The sequence below is a fragment of the Desulfovibrio subterraneus genome (assembly GCF_013340285.1).
Lineage (GTDB): Bacteria > Desulfobacterota > Desulfovibrionia > Desulfovibrionales > Desulfovibrionaceae > Halodesulfovibrio > Halodesulfovibrio subterraneus.
The window spans coordinates 36076-52098 of record NZ_BLVO01000016.1 but is presented as its reverse complement, the minus strand read 5'-3'; the positions used below and the strand labels follow the sequence as shown (position 1 = coordinate 52098).

At 58.8% G+C, this 16023-nt stretch carries 16 protein-coding genes; 12 read left to right on the top strand and 4 right to left on the bottom strand.

Annotation, left to right across the window (positions count from 1 at the left end):
* Window positions 1-26 precede the first annotated feature (26 nt).
* The 11 genes from HUV30_RS14650 (at window position 27) to HUV30_RS14605 (ending at window position 13275) form a co-directional block, all read left to right on the top strand.
* Complete coding sequence (locus HUV30_RS14650) at window positions 27-1349, top strand: malic enzyme-like NAD(P)-binding protein (protein ID WP_174406257.1); 1323 nt, start codon at window positions 27-29, stop codon at window positions 1347-1349.
* Window positions 1350-1495: 146 nt separating this feature from the next.
* The gene (locus tag HUV30_RS14645; protein WP_174406256.1) at window positions 1496-2836 is read left to right on the top strand and encodes an SLC13 family permease; all 1341 of its coding nucleotides are present in this window, start codon (window positions 1496-1498) and stop codon (window positions 2834-2836) included.
* Between the two features lie 45 nt (window positions 2837-2881).
* Window positions 2882-3730, top strand: a complete 849-nt coding sequence (locus HUV30_RS14640; protein WP_174406255.1) for a sulfide/dihydroorotate dehydrogenase-like FAD/NAD-binding protein — start codon at window positions 2882-2884, stop codon at window positions 3728-3730.
* Window positions 3717-5141: an NADPH-dependent glutamate synthase gene (gene gltA / locus HUV30_RS14635; protein ID WP_174406254.1), complete on the top strand. Its 1425-nt coding sequence runs from the start codon at window positions 3717-3719 to the stop codon at window positions 5139-5141. Before HUV30_RS14640 ends, gltA begins: the two co-directional genes overlap by 14 nt.
* Before the next feature lie 235 nt (window positions 5142-5376).
* The gene (locus HUV30_RS14630; RefSeq protein WP_174406253.1) at window positions 5377-6702 is read left to right on the top strand and encodes a (Fe-S)-binding protein; all 1326 of its coding nucleotides are present in this window, start codon (window positions 5377-5379) and stop codon (window positions 6700-6702) included.
* A gap of 47 nt (window positions 6703-6749) precedes the next feature.
* On the top strand, window positions 6750-6974 hold the full coding sequence (locus HUV30_RS18590) for an FAD-dependent oxidoreductase (protein ID WP_205245242.1): 225 nt from the start codon (window positions 6750-6752) through the stop codon (window positions 6972-6974).
* A 36-nt stretch (window positions 6975-7010) separates the two neighbouring features.
* Entirely contained in the window at window positions 7011-9821 is a 2811-nt protein-coding gene (locus HUV30_RS14625; RefSeq protein WP_205245241.1) for a 4Fe-4S binding protein, read from the top strand.
* A gap of 27 nt (window positions 9822-9848) precedes the next feature.
* Window positions 9849-10373: a hydrogenase iron-sulfur subunit gene (locus tag HUV30_RS14620; RefSeq protein WP_205245240.1), complete on the top strand. Its 525-nt coding sequence runs from the start codon at window positions 9849-9851 to the stop codon at window positions 10371-10373.
* A 2-nt stretch (window positions 10374-10375) separates the two neighbouring features.
* On the top strand, window positions 10376-11356 hold the full coding sequence (locus tag HUV30_RS14615; RefSeq protein WP_205245239.1) for a coenzyme F420 hydrogenase/dehydrogenase beta subunit N-terminal domain-containing protein: 981 nt from the start codon (window positions 10376-10378) through the stop codon (window positions 11354-11356).
* 9 nt (window positions 11357-11365) lie between these two features.
* Entirely contained in the window at window positions 11366-12433 is a 1068-nt protein-coding gene (locus HUV30_RS14610) for a 4Fe-4S dicluster domain-containing protein (protein ID WP_174406251.1), read from the top strand.
* A gap of 2 nt (window positions 12434-12435) precedes the next feature.
* Window positions 12436-13275 carry an FAD/NAD(P)-binding protein gene (locus HUV30_RS14605; protein ID WP_174406250.1) on the top strand — a complete coding sequence of 280 codons (840 nt, stop codon included), beginning with the start codon at window positions 12436-12438 and terminating at the stop codon, window positions 13273-13275.
* Window positions 13276-13513: 238 nt separating this feature from the next.
* Here the strand turns inward: HUV30_RS14605 and HUV30_RS14600 are convergent, their stop codons facing one another.
* Both HUV30_RS14600 and HUV30_RS14595 read right to left on the bottom strand, forming a co-directional pair.
* Window positions 13514-13840 (bottom strand): type II toxin-antitoxin system RelE/ParE family toxin, encoded by a 327-nt coding sequence (locus HUV30_RS14600; protein ID WP_174406249.1) that lies wholly within the window; start codon window positions 13838-13840, stop codon window positions 13514-13516.
* A complete protein-coding gene (locus HUV30_RS14595; RefSeq protein WP_174406248.1) occupies window positions 13837-14124 on the bottom strand; it encodes a type II toxin-antitoxin system Phd/YefM family antitoxin in 288 nt (95 codons plus the stop codon). Before HUV30_RS14595 ends, HUV30_RS14600 begins: the two co-directional genes overlap by 4 nt.
* Window positions 14125-14446: 322 nt before the next feature.
* Here HUV30_RS14595 and HUV30_RS14590 point away from each other — a divergent pair, with 322 nt between their 5' ends.
* Window positions 14447-14659 carry a hypothetical protein gene (locus tag HUV30_RS14590; RefSeq protein ID WP_174406247.1) on the top strand — a complete coding sequence of 71 codons (213 nt, stop codon included), beginning with the start codon at window positions 14447-14449 and terminating at the stop codon, window positions 14657-14659.
* A 140-nt stretch (window positions 14660-14799) separates the two neighbouring features.
* Here the strand turns inward: HUV30_RS14590 and HUV30_RS14585 are convergent, their stop codons facing one another.
* On the bottom strand, window positions 14800-15567 hold the full coding sequence (locus HUV30_RS14585; RefSeq protein WP_174406246.1) for an exodeoxyribonuclease III: 768 nt from the start codon (window positions 15565-15567) through the stop codon (window positions 14800-14802).
* Entirely contained in the window at window positions 15568-15984 is a 417-nt protein-coding gene (locus HUV30_RS14580; RefSeq protein WP_174406245.1) for a bacteriohemerythrin, read from the bottom strand.
* Between the last annotated feature and the right edge of the window lie 39 nt (window positions 15985-16023).

The following is a 16023-nucleotide window of genomic DNA, read 5'->3' as shown; positions in this document are numbered from 1 at the left end:
GAATCCGTCACACAGAGGAGAATCATATGGCCCTGTATACCAAGCAAGAGGCGCTCGACTATCACGAACTGCCCCGCCGCGGTAAGGTGGAAGTCGTTCCGATCAAGCCCTGCAACACCCAGAAGGATCTTTCCGTCGCCTACTCTCCGGGCGTGGCGGAAGCCTGCATGGCCATTCACGCCGACCCCTCGCTGGTAGACGTGTATACCGGCCGCGCCAACCTTGTCGGCGTTGTTTCCGACGGTACCGCAGTGCTCGGCCTCGGCAACATCGGCCCCCGTGCCGGCAAGCCGGTCATGGAAGGCAAGGGCATTCTGTTCAAGACCTTCTGCGACATCGACGTATTCGACATCAACCTTGACGTGAAGAGCGCCGATCAGCTCATCGACATCGTCAAGGCCATGGAGCCCACCTTCGGCGGCATCAACCTCGAAGACATCAAGGCTCCCGAATGCTTCTACATTGAAGAAACTCTCAAGCGTGAAATGAACATTCCCGTATTCCACGATGACCAGCACGGAACCGCTGTCATCTCCGGTGCGGGCCTGATCAACGCCTGCGAGATCACCAACCGCAAGATCGAAGATCTGAAGGTTGTCGTTGTAGGCGCCGGCGCAGCCGGCATTGCATGCGCCAATTTCTACGTTCAGCTCGGCGTGGACCGGAAGAACATCTTCATGTTCGACTCCCGCGGTCTCATCCACAAGGGACGCGGCGGCATGAACAAGTACAAGGAAGCCTTCGCGCAGGACAAGGACCACGGCACCCTCGCCGATTGTCTCAAGGGCGCAGACTGCTTCCTCGGTCTTTCCGTGAAGGACCTGCTGAACAAGGAAATGGTGCAGTCCATGGCCAAGGACCCGATCATCTACGCCATGGCCAACCCCGACCCGGAAATTCCGTATCCCCTCGCCAAGGAAGCCAGCCCCAACTGCATCATGGGTACCGGGCGCTCCGACTTCCCCAACCAGGTGAACAACGTTTCCGGCTTCCCGTACATCTTCCGCGGAGCACTGGACGTACAGGCCACCGAGATCAACGAGGAAATGAAAGTTGCCGCTGCCAGATCCCTCGCCGCTCTCGCCAAGGAACCCGTACCCAGCGAAATCTGCGACGCCTACGGCGTGAAGGAACTGAAGTTTGGTGTGGACTACGTGATTCCCAAGCCGCTGGATACCCGTATCCTCGAATGGGAAGTGCCCGCAGTTGCCAAGGCCGCCATGGACAGCGGAGTTGCCCGCGCCCCCATTGCCGACCTTGATGCCTACACCAAGGCGCTGAAGGAACGTGTTGCCGCGTCCCGCAAGCGTATCAATACCTTCGTGAAGAGCTACGGCTTCGAGTTCTAGTCAAACGAGTCCCGCGCCCGCCGGTTTGCCACCGGCGGGCGCATACCCCCTCAACCCCCTGCAACCTGTCGTCCGTGAGGGACCGTCACCCCCCGCTGGCCTGTGACCGATCAACGTGTTTAACGTGTTAAGTGAGGATACAACACATGAAACGATTGATTCCGATTCTCGGTCTGGCTCTCATGCTGGTGCTTGTTGTTGCCGGAGTGTGCTTTGCTGCAGACGCTCCGCCTGATCCTACCAAAGCCTATCTTACCCTCGGTATTCTTGCTGTTGCCGCAGTGCTTTTCTTTACCGAGATTGTTCCGCTGCCCGTTACCGCCATGCTGGTTCCCATTGCCCTCAGCATCTTCAAGATCGTGGATGCCAAGGCCGCGTTTTCGAACTTCGGTAACGTCTGGGTAATCATCTTCATGGCCATGTTCATCGTGGGTGAAGCCACCTTTGTCACCGGCTTTGCCGACAAGGTGGGCAAGGCCACCGTCAAAATGGCCGGTGGCAGCGAAAAAAGGCTGCTGGTGCTTTCCGTTGCCGTTATCGGCATCCTTTCCGCCTTCCTGTCCAACACCGGTACCACCGTTGTGGCCATTCCCATGATCATAGGCATGTGTGCCTCCGCAGGCATACGCCCCAGCAAGATTCTCATGCCCGTGGCCTTTGCCTCGTCGCTGGGCGGCACGATCACGCTGGTCGGCACCCCGCCCAACGGCATCATCAACTCCATGCTGCAGAAGATGGGCCCTGCGGGCATCCAGCCCTTCGGCTTCTTTGAGTTCGGCCTCTTCGGTGTTCCCCTGCTGATCGTTGGCATTATCTTCTACGCCACCATCGGCAGCAAAATGCTGCCCAACACGCAGGCAGAATGCACCCTTGATGAGCAGGCTGCTCCCAAGGTGCAGCGTCCTGAAAAGATGTGGTGGGCCCTTGGCATCTTCATCTTCGTTGTGGCTGCCATGGCTTCCGAGTTCCTGCCGCTGGTTACGGCCGCCATGCTGGGCGCCTGCCTTGTGGTCATCACCGGCTGTATGACCATGCGTGAAGCCTTCAAGGCCATCGACTGGACCACCATCTTCCTGTTCGCGGGCATGCTCTCCATGAGCACCGCCATGGACAAGTCCGGTGCTGCTTCCCTGATCGCAAAGAACGTGGTAAGCCACGTCTCCGATCCGTATGCGCTGCTGGCCGTGTGCTGCGCCCTGACGGCCATCATCACCAACTTCATGTCCAACACCGCAACCGCTGCACTCATGGCTCCGCTGGCAATTCCGATCGCCGTGCAGAGTGGCATCAGCCCGCTTCCGCTCGCCATGGGTATTGCAATGTCGGCCTCGGCATGTTTCCTTACCCCGGTTGCTACCCCGCCCAACACCATCGTGCTCGGGCCCGGTAATTATAACTTCATGCACTATGTGAAGGCAGGCTGGCCTTTGCAGATCATAACCTTTATCATGTGTGTTGTATTAATCCCCATGATCTGGCCCTTCTAGGAACTCCGCTAGGCGTCAGATTGCGAACTTGAACAGGATACTCTCATGGCGAACACAATTCTCAAGAAAGAGCAGCTGATTCCCGGGCAGACCAGCAAGCTGGTCATTGATGCACCGCATATCGCCGCCAAGGCGAAACCGGGGAACTTCGTCATCCTTCGCGTTTGCGACAAGGGTGAACGGATTCCGCTGACCATTGCGGACACGGACCCTGAAAAAGGAACCATCACCATCGTCTATCTTGTTCTCGGCAAGAGCACCGCTCTGCTGGAAGAACTGAACGAAGGCGACGACATTCTCGACCTGTGCGGACCGCTGGGCAAAGCAACCCACATCCACAAGGGCGGAACCGTGATCTGTGTTGGCGGCGGCACCGGCATTGCGGCCATGCATCACATCGCCAAGGGGCATCACGAGGCAGGCAACCACGTTGTGGCCGTTATCGGTGCACGCAACAAGGACCTGCTGCTCTTTGAAAAGGAATTGAAGAGCTTCTGTCCCGAAGTGCTCATCTCGACCGACGACGGCAGCTACGGCCATAAGGGCCTTGTGACGGAGCTGCTGAAGGAACGTCTTGAAAAGGACAAGTCCGTGATCGAAGTGGTTGCCGTAGGCCCCGTGCCTATGATGGCAGCCGTCTCCAAGACCACGGAACCGTTCGGTGTTCCCACCACGGTCAGCCTCAACTCCATCATGGTGGATGGTGTGGGCATGTGCGGCGCCTGCCGCGTGACCGTAGGCGGAAAAACCAAGTTTGCCTGCGTGGACGGCCCCGAATTCGACGGCCACCAGGTGGACTTCATGGAGCTTCGGCAGAGACTGGCGGCATTCTCGTCCATGGAAAAGCAATCCTTTGACCATCACTGCAGGTGTAAGTGCAATGACAAAAAGTAAGAAGGAAATTGCCGCCCGCGTTCCCATGCCCAACCAGCCGCCGGATGTGCGCAGGAACAACTTTGAAGAAGTTGCGCTGGGCTACACCAGGGAAATGGCAATGGAAGAGGCCAAGCGCTGCCTTCAGTGCAAAAAGCCCAAGTGTGTGAAGGGCTGCCCTGTCGAGGTGCCCATTCCCGACTTTATCTCCCACCTGGCCAAGGGTGACGTGGAAAAGGCCTATGCGGTCATCAAGTCCACCAACAGCCTGCCCGCCGTGTGCGGACGCGTCTGTCCGCAGGAGATACAGTGCGAGGGTGCGTGCATTCTCAACGCCAAGGAGCAGCCCGTAGCCATCGGCCGTCTCGAACGCTTTGTCGCGGACGAGTACATGCACATGGACGCGTGCGACCTTATCACCGCCAAACCCGAATGCCCGTACATCGACCAGGACAAAAAGGTCGCCTGTATCGGCTCCGGTCCCTCCAGCCTTACTGTGGCAGGCTATCTTGCCTCCCGCGGCTGCAAGGTGACCGTTTTCGAGGCACTGCATGAGGTGGGCGGAGTTCTGGTATACGGAATTCCGGAATTCCGCCTGCCCAAAGAAAAGATAGTGGCCAAGGAAGTCGGCGCCCTGAAGGAACTTGAAGTGGAGTTTGTCACCAACTATGTGGGCGGCAAAACCTTCAACATCAAGGATCTGTTCGATCAGGGCTACAAGGCCGTATTCATCGGCGTGGGCGCAGGTCTGCCCAAGTTCCTGCGCATTCCCGGCGAGAACTTCATCGGTGTGTTCTCTGCCAACGAATACCTCACCCGTGTGAACCTCGGCCGTGCATACGAGTTCCCTGCCTACGACACCCCGATCATACGAGGTCGCAAGGTCACCGTATACGGTGGCGGCAACGTGGCCATGGACGCAGCGCGCACCGCGCAGCGTCTTGGCGCTGAATCCGTTCACATCGTCTACCGCCGCACCGCGGACGCCATGCCCGCGCGTCATGAAGAGATCGAACACGCCGTGGAAGAAGGCATCCATCTCGAGTGTCTGGCAAACCCCATCGAGTTCCGTGGCGACGAAAAGGGCAACCTTACGTCGGTGCTGCTCCAGCGCATGGAACTCGGAGAACCGGACGCATCAGGCCGTCGTTCCCCCAAGCCCGTTGAGGGCGACACCTACGAGCTGGAAACCGATCTCGCCGTCATTGCCGTGGGCACCAACCCCAACCCGGTGCTGCTGGAAAACGAGCCCGACCTGAAGCTCAACAAGTGGGGCTACATAGAGGTGGACGAAGCCACCGGCGAAACCTCCATTCCCAATGCCTATGCCGGCGGTGACATTGTCACCGGTGCGGCAACGGTCATCCTTGCCATGGGCGCGGGCCGCCGCGCTGCCAAGGAGATAGCCCGCCGTTTAGGTATTGCGGAATAGCGCGACCTGTCCCTAAGGCCTTTCGGCCTGTATCCCACCGCCCGCCCGCTGCCCAACGGGCGGGCGGTATGGATGCAGGACGGTTATTATCCTCCCCGCTCCGCACAGGCTGTTGCATGCTGTTTTGTGATGGCTTTCCATTTTGCGGGAAATAGCGTATTCTGAAACCCTTTCTGCATTATCATTCAGTTATTCATGACAAAGCGGCAGACGTGCCGCTCCGGAGAAGCGAATTATGCCCGACACCCCCGCACACGAGCCCAAGAAACTGCCCCGGCAGTCCGGCTCAACCTTCAAGGATAAGGTAGCGGAACTGTTGCCCGAAGGCGGAAACCTTAATCTGTGCCTCACCTGTGGCGCCTGTTCCGCGGGATGCCCCGCCACCGGGCTGGAAGGTATGGACCCCCGCAAGTTCCTGCGCATGGCTGCGCTGGGAATGGACGAGGAACTGACAACCACCCCGTGGGTCTGGATGTGCACCATGTGTACGCGCTGCGTGCATGTGTGCCCCATGCGCATCAATATTCCCCAGCTCGTGTATCAGGCACGCAAAAGCTGGCCTGATGACAAGAAGCCCCGCGGCATTGTCAATTCCTGCCATCAGGCCCTGAAGACAGACGGCTTCAGTGCCATGGGCGCAAGCTCGGAAGATTTCCGCTTCGTGGTGGAAGACATGGTGGAGGAAGTGCGCGAATCCCAGCCCGGACAGGAAGAACTTGAGGCTCCCATGGACAAGCAGGGAGCGGAGTATTTCCTGAACCAGAACTCCCGCGAGCCGGTGACCGAACCAGATGAAATGGTGCCGCTCTGGAAGATTCTGAACAAGGCCGGATGCGACTGGACCTACGGTTCAGTGGGATGGGCGGCTGAAAACTACTGTCTCTTTGCCGCAGACGATGAAAAGTGGGAGCAGATTGTCCGCACCAAAATCAAGGCGGTGGAGGACCTCGGCTGCAAATATTGGCTGAACACGGAGTGAGGACACGAACTTTACGCAGTCCGGTTCGGACTGCAGAAATTCAACATCAAGACCGACGTTCAGATAGAATCCATCATCCGTCTTTACGCCAAGTGGGTTCGCGAAGGCAAACTGCCCGTGAATTCCGACTGGAACAAGGACGGCATAAAATTCACCGTGCAGGACCCCTGTCAGCTTGTCCGCAAGTCGTTCGGCGATCCTGTTGCGGATGATTTGCGGTATGTGGTGAAGGCCGTGGTGGGTGAAGAGAACTTCATCGACATGTGGCCCAACAAGTCCAACAACTACTGCTGCGGCGGCGGTGGCGGCTTCCTTCAGTCCGGCTTCCCCGACGCGCGCCGCTACTACGGCAAGCGCAAGGATGAACAGATCAAGAACACCGGGGCTCCGTATGTAATCGCCCCCTGCCACAACTGCCACTCGCAGATACACGACCTGTCCGAATTCTACGGCGGCGGGTATCATGTGGTGCACCTGTGGACCCTCATAGCCCTTTCGCTGGGTATGCTCGGCGAAAACGAACGCGAATACCTCGGAGAGGATCTGTGCGATTGCGGTATGTGCAACATTGATGACGAATAACGTTCTGCCGTCAGGATAACGGCGGAAGTTTCACCAGTGAGGAAGCTATGAACGCAGCGACCAAGTCGAGCCTGTCTGATGCCCCTCCCGGTTCTTCCGGCCCCTCCCAGGGTGCCGTCATGGTGGTTGGTGGCGGTATTGCAGGAATGCAATCCGCCATTGACCTCGCCAATTCGGGATTCAAAGTCTATCTTGTAGAAAACAAATCCGGCATCGGCGGGGTAATGGCCCAACTGGCCAAAACCTATCCCACAAACGACTGCGCACTCTGAATACTCTCACCCAAGCTGGTAGAGTGCGGTCGGCACTTGAACATAGAACTTCTGCCCCTCACCGAGGTGCGGAAAGTGGAAGGTGATGAAGGCAACTTCACGGTGCACCTGCGGCAGGCTCCGCGATACATTGATCCGGAGAAGTGCATAGCCTGTGGCGAATGCTCCAGAAAATGCCCCAAGAAGATTTCCAACTCCTTCAACGCCGGTCTGGACACACGCAAATCCGTCCACATCCTCTACGACCAGACCGTTCCCCTGAAATACGCCATCGACGAAGAAAGCTGCATCTACCTGCAAAAGGGCAAATGCGGCGCCTGTGCCAAGGTCTGTCCCGCCGATGCGGTAAATTTCAATGACAAGCCCCGCGAATTCAGCGTGAACGTGGGTTCCGTGGTGCTTGCCCCCGGCATCAAGACCTTTGATCCGTCGGCCTTTGACAGCTACGCGTACTCCCGCATACCCGACGTTATCACCAGTCTGGAATACGAACGCCTCCTTTCCGCCTCCGGCCCATGTCAGGGCCATGTGCTGCGTCCCTCTGACAGCACGGAACCCAGGCGCATTGCATGGCTGCAGTGCGTGGGCTCGCGCGGCAACAACAAGTGTGACAACGATTACTGTTCCAACGTGTGCTGCATGTACGCGCTCAAGCAGGCGCTGGTCACGGCAGACCACGCCCATGGCGAAGGCCACGATCAGGCCATCTTCTTCATGGATGTGCGCGCCCACAACAAGAGCTTTGAGCAGTATTACAATCAGGCCATGCACAAGGGCGTGCGCATTCTGCGTGCCCGCCCCCACTCCTTCCTGCCCGGCGAGGGTAACAAGGGCGTGCGGGTGGACTACGTGGGCGAAGCGGGCGACCTGCACTCGGAAGTATTCGACATGGTCGTGCTCTCCGTGGGGCTTGAAGCGCCTGCGGAAGCCAAACACCTTGCCGAGACCTTTGCCATTGATCTGGACAGATGGAACTTTGCGGAAACCGATCCCTTCGACCCCGTGCACACCTCGCGCAAGGGTGTATATGTGTGCGGCGGTTTTCAGGAACCCAAGGATATTCCCCGCTCGGTGATGGAAGCCAGCGCCGCCGCCAGTGCCGCCACGGCATCGCTGGCAACGGCACGCGGCACCCGCACGGTTGAACGGCAGGTTCCCGAAGCCATCAACGTGTTCGGCGAAACACCGCGCATAGGCGTGTTTGTCTGTGCCTGCGGCATCAACATCTCCAGCGTCATAGACGTGCACGCGGTTGCCGACTACGCCCGCGCCCTGCCCAGCGTGGTCCATGTGGAGAACAACATGTTCTCCTGCTCGCAGGATACGCAGGTTGCCATTGCGGAAGTCATCCGCAAGCACAGGCTCAACCGCGTTGTGGTTGCGGCCTGCACCCCCCGCACGCACGAACCGCTGTTCCGCGAAACACTGGAAGCAGCGGGCCTGAACAAATACCTCTTTGCCATGGCCAACATCCGCAACCATGGGTCATGGGTACACGCCAACGATCCCGCAGGAGCAACCCGCAAGGCCAAGGATCAGGTACGCATGGCCGTTGCCAGCGCCCGCCACCTTGCCCCGCTCAAGGAAGTGACGTTGGGTGTCACCCCCTCCGCCCTTGTGGTGGGCGGCGGTGTCTCCGGCATGACAGCCGCACTGGGCATAGCCGAACAGGGCTTTGAAGTGCACCTGGTGGAAAAGGAAGCGGATCTCGGCGGCAACGCCCGCAAGCTGCGGGTGGCACAGGGCCGCTTTGCAGTTGCCCCCTACCTTGCCGAACTGGAAAAAAAGGTGCGCGCGCACAAGCTCATTTCCCTGCATACGCAGACCGCCATTGCGGATGTGGACGGCTTTGTGGGCAACTTTGTCACCCGCCTGAAGGAAAACGGCGCGGAGCAGGAAATACGGCACGGTGCCGTGGTGCTTGCCACCGGAGGCACAGGGCTCAAGCCGGAAGGCCGCTACGGGTTCGGCACGCATCCCATGATCATGACGCACCAGCAGATAGACGCCGGATTCATGGACGGCTCCATCAAGCCGGAGAACATGCAGAGCGTGGTGTTCATCCAGTGTGTGGGTTCCCGCGAGCCGGAACGCCCCTACTGTTCCCGCGTGTGCTGCACGCACACCGTGGAAAGCGCCCTGCACGTCAAGCGCACCAACCCCGATGCCCGCGTAACCGTGCTCTACCGCGACATGCGCACCTACGGGCAGCGCGAGCTGCTGTACAAGGAAGCACGCGAGGCTGGCGTCATCTTCTCACGCTTCAGCCTTGAGGCACGCCCCAGAGTTGCCGTCATCGACGGCGTAATCAACGTCACCTTCAAGGACCACGTGCTGCAGGAAGAGCTGACCGTGGAAGCCGACATGCTGGGCCTTGCCTCGGCCATTGTCGCCCCGGACGTGAACGACCTTGCCCAGATGCTCAAGGCCACCCTCAGCGACGAGGGCTGGTATGTGGAAGCGCATTCCAAACTGCGCCCCGTGGACTTTGTTACCGACGGCGTGTTCATGGCCGGTCTCGGCCACTATCCCAAGCCTCTTGAAGAATCCGTCACGCAGGCGCGTGCTGCCGTTTCCCGCGTTTCCACCGTGCTCAGCCGCACGGAAATGACGCTGGCAGGCACCGTGGCCACCATAAACAAGACCAAGTGCGTGGGCTGTGCCGTGTGCTGGAATGTATGTCCGTACAACGCCATAAGCCCCGACAACAACGGCTTTGCCGAAGTGAACGAGGCCCTCTGCAAGGGCTGCGGCCTGTGTGTCGCCGCCTGCCGCTCCGGTGCGCCGGACCTTCGCGGATTCACCACCAGCGACATCATGGCACAGGTTTCCGCCATGCTCGGTTAGCCACGGGCTGACGCAAGGAGAGTTTGCATGAAAGAATTGGAACTGTACGAACCCCGCATTGTGGCCTTTTTCTGCCACTGGTGCTCTTACGGTGCTGCCGACCTCGCCGGGGTGAGCCGCATGGAATATCCCGCAAGCTTCCGCGCCGTGCGCATTCCCTGCACGGGCCGCATGAGTCCCAAGTTCATTCTCCATGCCCTGCGTCAGGGCGCGGACGGCATCTGGGTTTCCGGCTGCCATCCCGGCGACTGCCATTACGGCACCGGCAACTACCATTCCCGCCGCAGGCTTGAGCTGTTCAAGGACATGCTGGAATACATCGGCATCGAAAAAGACCGCATCCACTTTTCGTGGATATCATCCGCCGAAGCGGAAAAATTCCAGCAGATGGCCATCACCGTGGTGGAATCCGTGCGCAAGCTCGGCCCCAATACCAAGCTGGTCAAGGACCTGTGCAACGACTGCATACCGCCCGTGCCCACCTGCAACTACATGAACGAGTGTTACGAAGACCTCGAGGCGCTCGACGCAGCGGCAGGCAGGAGGAGCTGACCATGATGAAGACCCGCACCGAAGCAATCCGCGCCGCCGCACGCAGGCTTCTTGAAGCCGGCAAGGTGGATGCGGTCATCGGTTACATGCAGGGAACCATTCCCCTGCGCGCCCAGCCCTTCATCGCCTACACGCCCGAAGACTGCGACAAGCTCATATGGAGCAGCTTCTGCGGCGGCAACCTTGCCACCATCGCCTCCGGCCGCAAGGACCGCGTGGCCGTGGTGGCGCAGGGCTGCGTTTCCCGCAACCTGAACGGGCTGGTGCACGAAAAGCGCATCGACCGCGACAACCTCTACATCATCGGTGTGCCCTGCATCGGCATGCTCGACCAGCGCAAGGTCGAAGCCAAGCTCATGGGCCGCAACATCGAGCTGCTGAAGAACGATCCTGAAGAGGATCTGGGCGAGATCACCGTCTCCGGCTGCAATGCCGTGCGCGAATGCTTTGTGGAAGTCATCAAGCGCCGCGACGTGAAGCGTGACAACTGTTACACCTGCATGCACCGCAATCCCGTGGGTGCCGACGAAGTGGTTACGGAGCCTGTTTCCGAAACCGCAGGCGGCGACATAAACGCCGTGGCGACCCCGTGGGCGCGTTTTGAAACCGACCGCCGGTGGGAGGAGTTCACAAAGAACTTCGAAGACTGCATACGCTGCTATGCCTGCCGCGATGTGTGCCCGCTGTGCTACTGCACCACCTGTTTCGTGGACGAATCCAATCCCCAGTGGTGCGGCAAGACGCAGGACCCCGCCGACGTGCAGACCTTCCACATTCTGCGCGCCTTCCACTGTGCCGGACGCTGCACCGACTGCGGCGCATGCGAATCGGCCTGTCCGCAAGGCATCAAGATGCGCCGCCTGACCAGCATGCTGGAAAAGGACGTGCGGGCCAAATGGAACCACGAACCGGGCATGGACTGCGAAACCAAGCCGCCCCTTTCCACCTACAGGCCGGACGATCCGGAAGACCACTTCAAGTAGGAGGCCGCCGTGCAACACAAGATATTGAGCAAGGACAGCCTCGCGGAATTCATAGAGGCGCTGCGCAAGGACTATACGGTCTATGCCCCCAAGCGGGACAAGAAGGTACCCAACAAGATGGTCTGGAAGGTGCTTGAGGCGGATGAGACGCCCACCTTCGAGTTCGTCAACACGGACATGTCGCCCAAGGACTTCGTGTTTCCGCAGAGCGAATGCATGATGCGCTTCAAGGCCGAGGGCAAAGACGCCATGGTGCTCAAGCCCGTGGAGCAGGATACGGAACAGCGTGTGCTGCTGAACGTGCGCCCCTGCGACGGCAAGGGCCTTTCCTTCATGGACATGATCTTCTGTCAGGACGAGCAGACCAACGATGTGTACTGGCGCGACAAGCGCGAGCGCACGGTCATGATCGGCCTTGCCTGCAATTCGCCCTGCCCCAGCTGTTTCTGTCTGGAAGCCAACTGCGGCCCGCACCATGAGGTCGGACTGGATATCCTGATGGTGGACCTTGGCGTGCAGCTGCTTCTCAAGCCGCTTACCGAACGCGGCAAGGCCATTGCCGCCTCCCTGCCCGATGCCTCTGCAGCCGATGTGAAGGCCGCCCAGACCAAGCGGCAGCAGGCAGAAGCAGCCATGAAAAAGACCATAGACACACAGCACGTGGAACAGCGCAGCCTGATGGAGCTGTACAACCTGCCCTATTGGGAACGGGTGTGCGAAACCTGCATAAACTGCGGCACCTGCACCTTTGTCTGTCCCACCTGCCACTGCTTTGACATTCAGGACGAAGTGCCCGCCAGCGGCGGCAACGGACGCCGTGTGCGTAACTGGGATTTCTGCATGGCCCCGCTGTTCACCCTGCACACCTCCGGCCACAACCCCAGAGGCAAGAAGATTGCCCGCGTGCGCCAGCGTTTCATGCATAAGTACAAGTACATCCCCATGAAACGTGACGGCGAGGTTGGCTGCGTGGGCTGTGGGCGCTGCGTGCGCCTGTGCCCCGTGAACATCGACATCCGCGACGTGATCAACGCCATGAATGCTCCGGACACCGCAACCGAAGGGCAGGAGGTATAGCCATGCTGAATCCCTATCTGCCCTATCCCGTGCGCATCTCGGATGTGCGCGTGGAAACCGAGGACAAGAGCCTGCGGACCTTCGAGTTAGAGTTTCTGCATGAAAAGGACGCCAAAGCCTTTGCATACCATCCCGGCCAGTTTGCGGAGCTTTCCATCCCAGGGTTGGGTGAGAGTCCCATCGGCATCGCTTCGAGCCCCACAGAGGGCAACAAGCTCCTTTTTACGGTATTCCGTGCAGGCAGTGTGACCTCGCGGCTGCACGACATGCAGACAGGCGACGTGATGGGCGTGCGCGGCCCCATGGGCAACTGGTATCCGCTTGATCAGAACGAGGGCAAGAACCTTGTCATCATCGCGGGCGGCTATGCTGTGACCACGTTGCGCTCCACCATGGTGTGGCTGCAGGACCCCAAAAACCGTTCCCGCTTCGGTGAGATAGACTTCATCTACGGTGCCCGCACCCCCGGCATGCTGCTGTATCGTGAAGAGATGGAAGCGTGGCAGAAAACGGGCGGCGTGCGGTGTCACGTTACCGTGGACCGCGAGTTTCCCGGCTGGAGCGGGCTTACCGGCTTCGTACCCGCCGTGGTGGAACGTCTGGCCCCCAAGCCGGACAACGCCATAGCCCTTGTCTGCGGCCCGCCCGTGATGATCAAATTCACCCAGCCCGTGCTGGATAAGTGCGGCTGGAAGAGCGACCAGATTTTTTTGTCGCTGGAAAACCGCATGAAGTGCGGCATAGGCATCTGCGGCCGCTGCAATGTCGGCCATCAATACGTCTGCAAGGACGGCCCCGTGTTCAGCAAGGCCGAGCTGGACGAGTTGCCGCTGGAGTATTAGCGGCGGAGCCGTAAGGCTAGATAAGATGAAATGCAAACGGGCAGGTGTGAACCTGCCCGTTTTATTCAGACTGCTGACAAAGTCATTTCTGGTATTTTTTGGCTCCGCCGGGCAGGAACCTAACGTTCCTGCACCTCGTATAAGCGATGAAAATCCGTTTTCGAACCTCGGTTCCGGCTTAACGGGAATACAGTTTTACTGAAAACGAGGGTTTGTCATTAACCTGCCCGTTTTGTTTTCACCGCAGCAGCCGCTCGGACAACTGTGCCTGCACATCCCTTCTGGCACTGATAAACGCGACGACATATACGGTGCCGGCGGCTATCTGATACAGCACCCGGTAAGACATGACGTGCAGCTCCCGCACTCCGGTGAGCCCAAGGCGCTTCATTTCCGGAGGATGATTCCCCCGCTCCGGCAGAGATTGCAGCGAGTGAACAGCCTCAAGCAGGCTATCAAGCACTGCATGAGCCTGCTCTTCACCATCGCGCGATTCTATATACTCGCCAATGTCTCCCAAATCGTCCTGCGCATGGACCGTGATCTCAAGAGCATAACGCTTCACTTACGCCCCCGCTTGCCAAGACGCCCCCGTGCAGCGGCAAAGGCATCGTCCACGGAGACTGTCCGCCCTTCTTCGATATCCTTGGCGCTCATGGCGACAAGCTTGAGCATGGCAAGGCTTTCCTGCATCTGCTCATATTCCTGAATACCCATGAGCACGGCCTTGGCTTCGCCATTCTGCGTTATCACGACAGGTGCGGCCTGCTCTTCGCTGACTTTGCGGATAATCTCCGAGGCATGCGCTTTCACATAGCTCACGGGCTTTACGGATTCGCTGAGTTTCATGACAACCTCACTCTTTGACCATAATTTAGTCCACATTCTGGTCCATAGCAAGCCTCATCCCCCGTCCGCACCTGCTCCGAAAAATATTTTCACGCTACCCCCTTTACAAATCCTGTTTGAGTGCTCAAATTATATTCAACGACGAAGAACCAGAGCGACAACGGTTCATCAGGGGATGGAATCATCCCTGCGGGAAACCTTCAGGCAACCATCTGAAGAAGTCCTCCGCTCAACGCTCCGCGCTCCTCGCTGAAACGGTTACAGGCTCGCATGGCAACCCATGCAAACGGTCTTTCAACATTCAGACGATGAGGATGCAATCATGAACAACAACGTTCAGAATTCCCCCAGTTTCGCGTCCGCGCTGGACGCATTCGGCAACGGTCTTCACCACGCACATGACAACAACGCCCGCCCCGTGCAGCCTGCCTTTGCATCCGCGCTGGACGCATTCGGCTCCGGCCTGCCCGCTGGCAAGCATGCCCGCCGCGCCGGACACCATGGCTGCGATATCAACGGAATGTGCCACTGCTAGAGCTAACCGCTCTGTCCGAAGCCTCGCTTACTACGACGAATTAGATACTACCTCCTTCACATAGCAAAACCGCACCGGCTGCTCAGCGGCAACCGGTGCGGTTTTCGTTTGTATTCCTGCCCTGACGGCGCAACGCGCCGCTAGATATCCAGATCAAGCCACACGGGGCAGTGGTCCGAACCGTGCTGGTCCATCTCTATCCATGCATCACGCACGGCACCGTCCAGCTCGTTGGACACGAAGAAATAGTCAATACGCCAGCCCACGTTCTTTTCGCGAGCCTTGAGCCGGTACGACCACCACGAATACATGTCGGCTTCGCCGGGATGCTTGAGGCGGAAGGTATCCGTGTAGCCGTGGGCCACGAGCTTATCCATCCATGCCCGTTCAATGGGCAGAAAGCCGGAAGTGCCTTCGTTCTGCTTGGGCCGCGCAAGGTCTATGGGATAATGGGCGGTGTTGAAGTCGCCGCACACCACAATGGGCTTTGACTTGCGCAGCGATTCCGCATGGTCGAGAAAGGCGTCGTAGAACCCGAGCTTGTATTCCAGACGGTCGTCACCGGACTGCCCGTTGGGGAAGTAGATATTGAAATAGTGGATACGCTCGAATTCCAGATGGATGACCCGGCCTTCGCCGCGATAGTCGGCATGCGGCAGGTCAAAATTTACGGCCAGCGGCTCGACGCGGGAAAACACCGCCGTGCCGGAATAGCCCTTCTTCACCTCGGAGGCGAACCAGTAGCTGTGAAAGCCCTGCGGGTTTCTGTGCTCTTCTTCCACCTGCTCGGGCGTGGCCTTGGTTTCCTGCAGGCCCACCACATCGGCCCCGCAGGTGCGGAACCAATCCCATTCAGGCTTCTTGCTCACCGCCCTGAAGCCGTTCACGTTCCATGAGGCAAACCGCATTTACGCCGCCCCCTGATGCGTCCTGCAATACACACTATACTCCTTGTCCATGCGCATTATGTGCTCCGCCAGCCATGATTGCAGAAAATGAAAGAGTTCCATGGGCAGCATGCCGGTAGACTGCCCTTCTTCTACCGCGACCATGAAATCGCGGATCTTTTCCATAAAGCGAATGTGTTCCTGCTGGTGCAGCGCAAGACCGGGAAAATCGCACGCCCGCATCAGCTCCTCTTCCGCATCGAAGTGAACCTGCGAATATTCCATCAACCTCACACCGATAAGTGCCATGGCGGCCCAGCCTGCTCCGTGGGAGACGCTATCAAACAGCTCGTTTATGATTTCCAGCATTACTTTGTGCTGCGCATCCAACTGCGCATACCCGACACTCAGCTCGTCGGACCATTCAATATACGACATCGCACCACCGACACTGACAGTTACAGAGTGAGCCCCCGC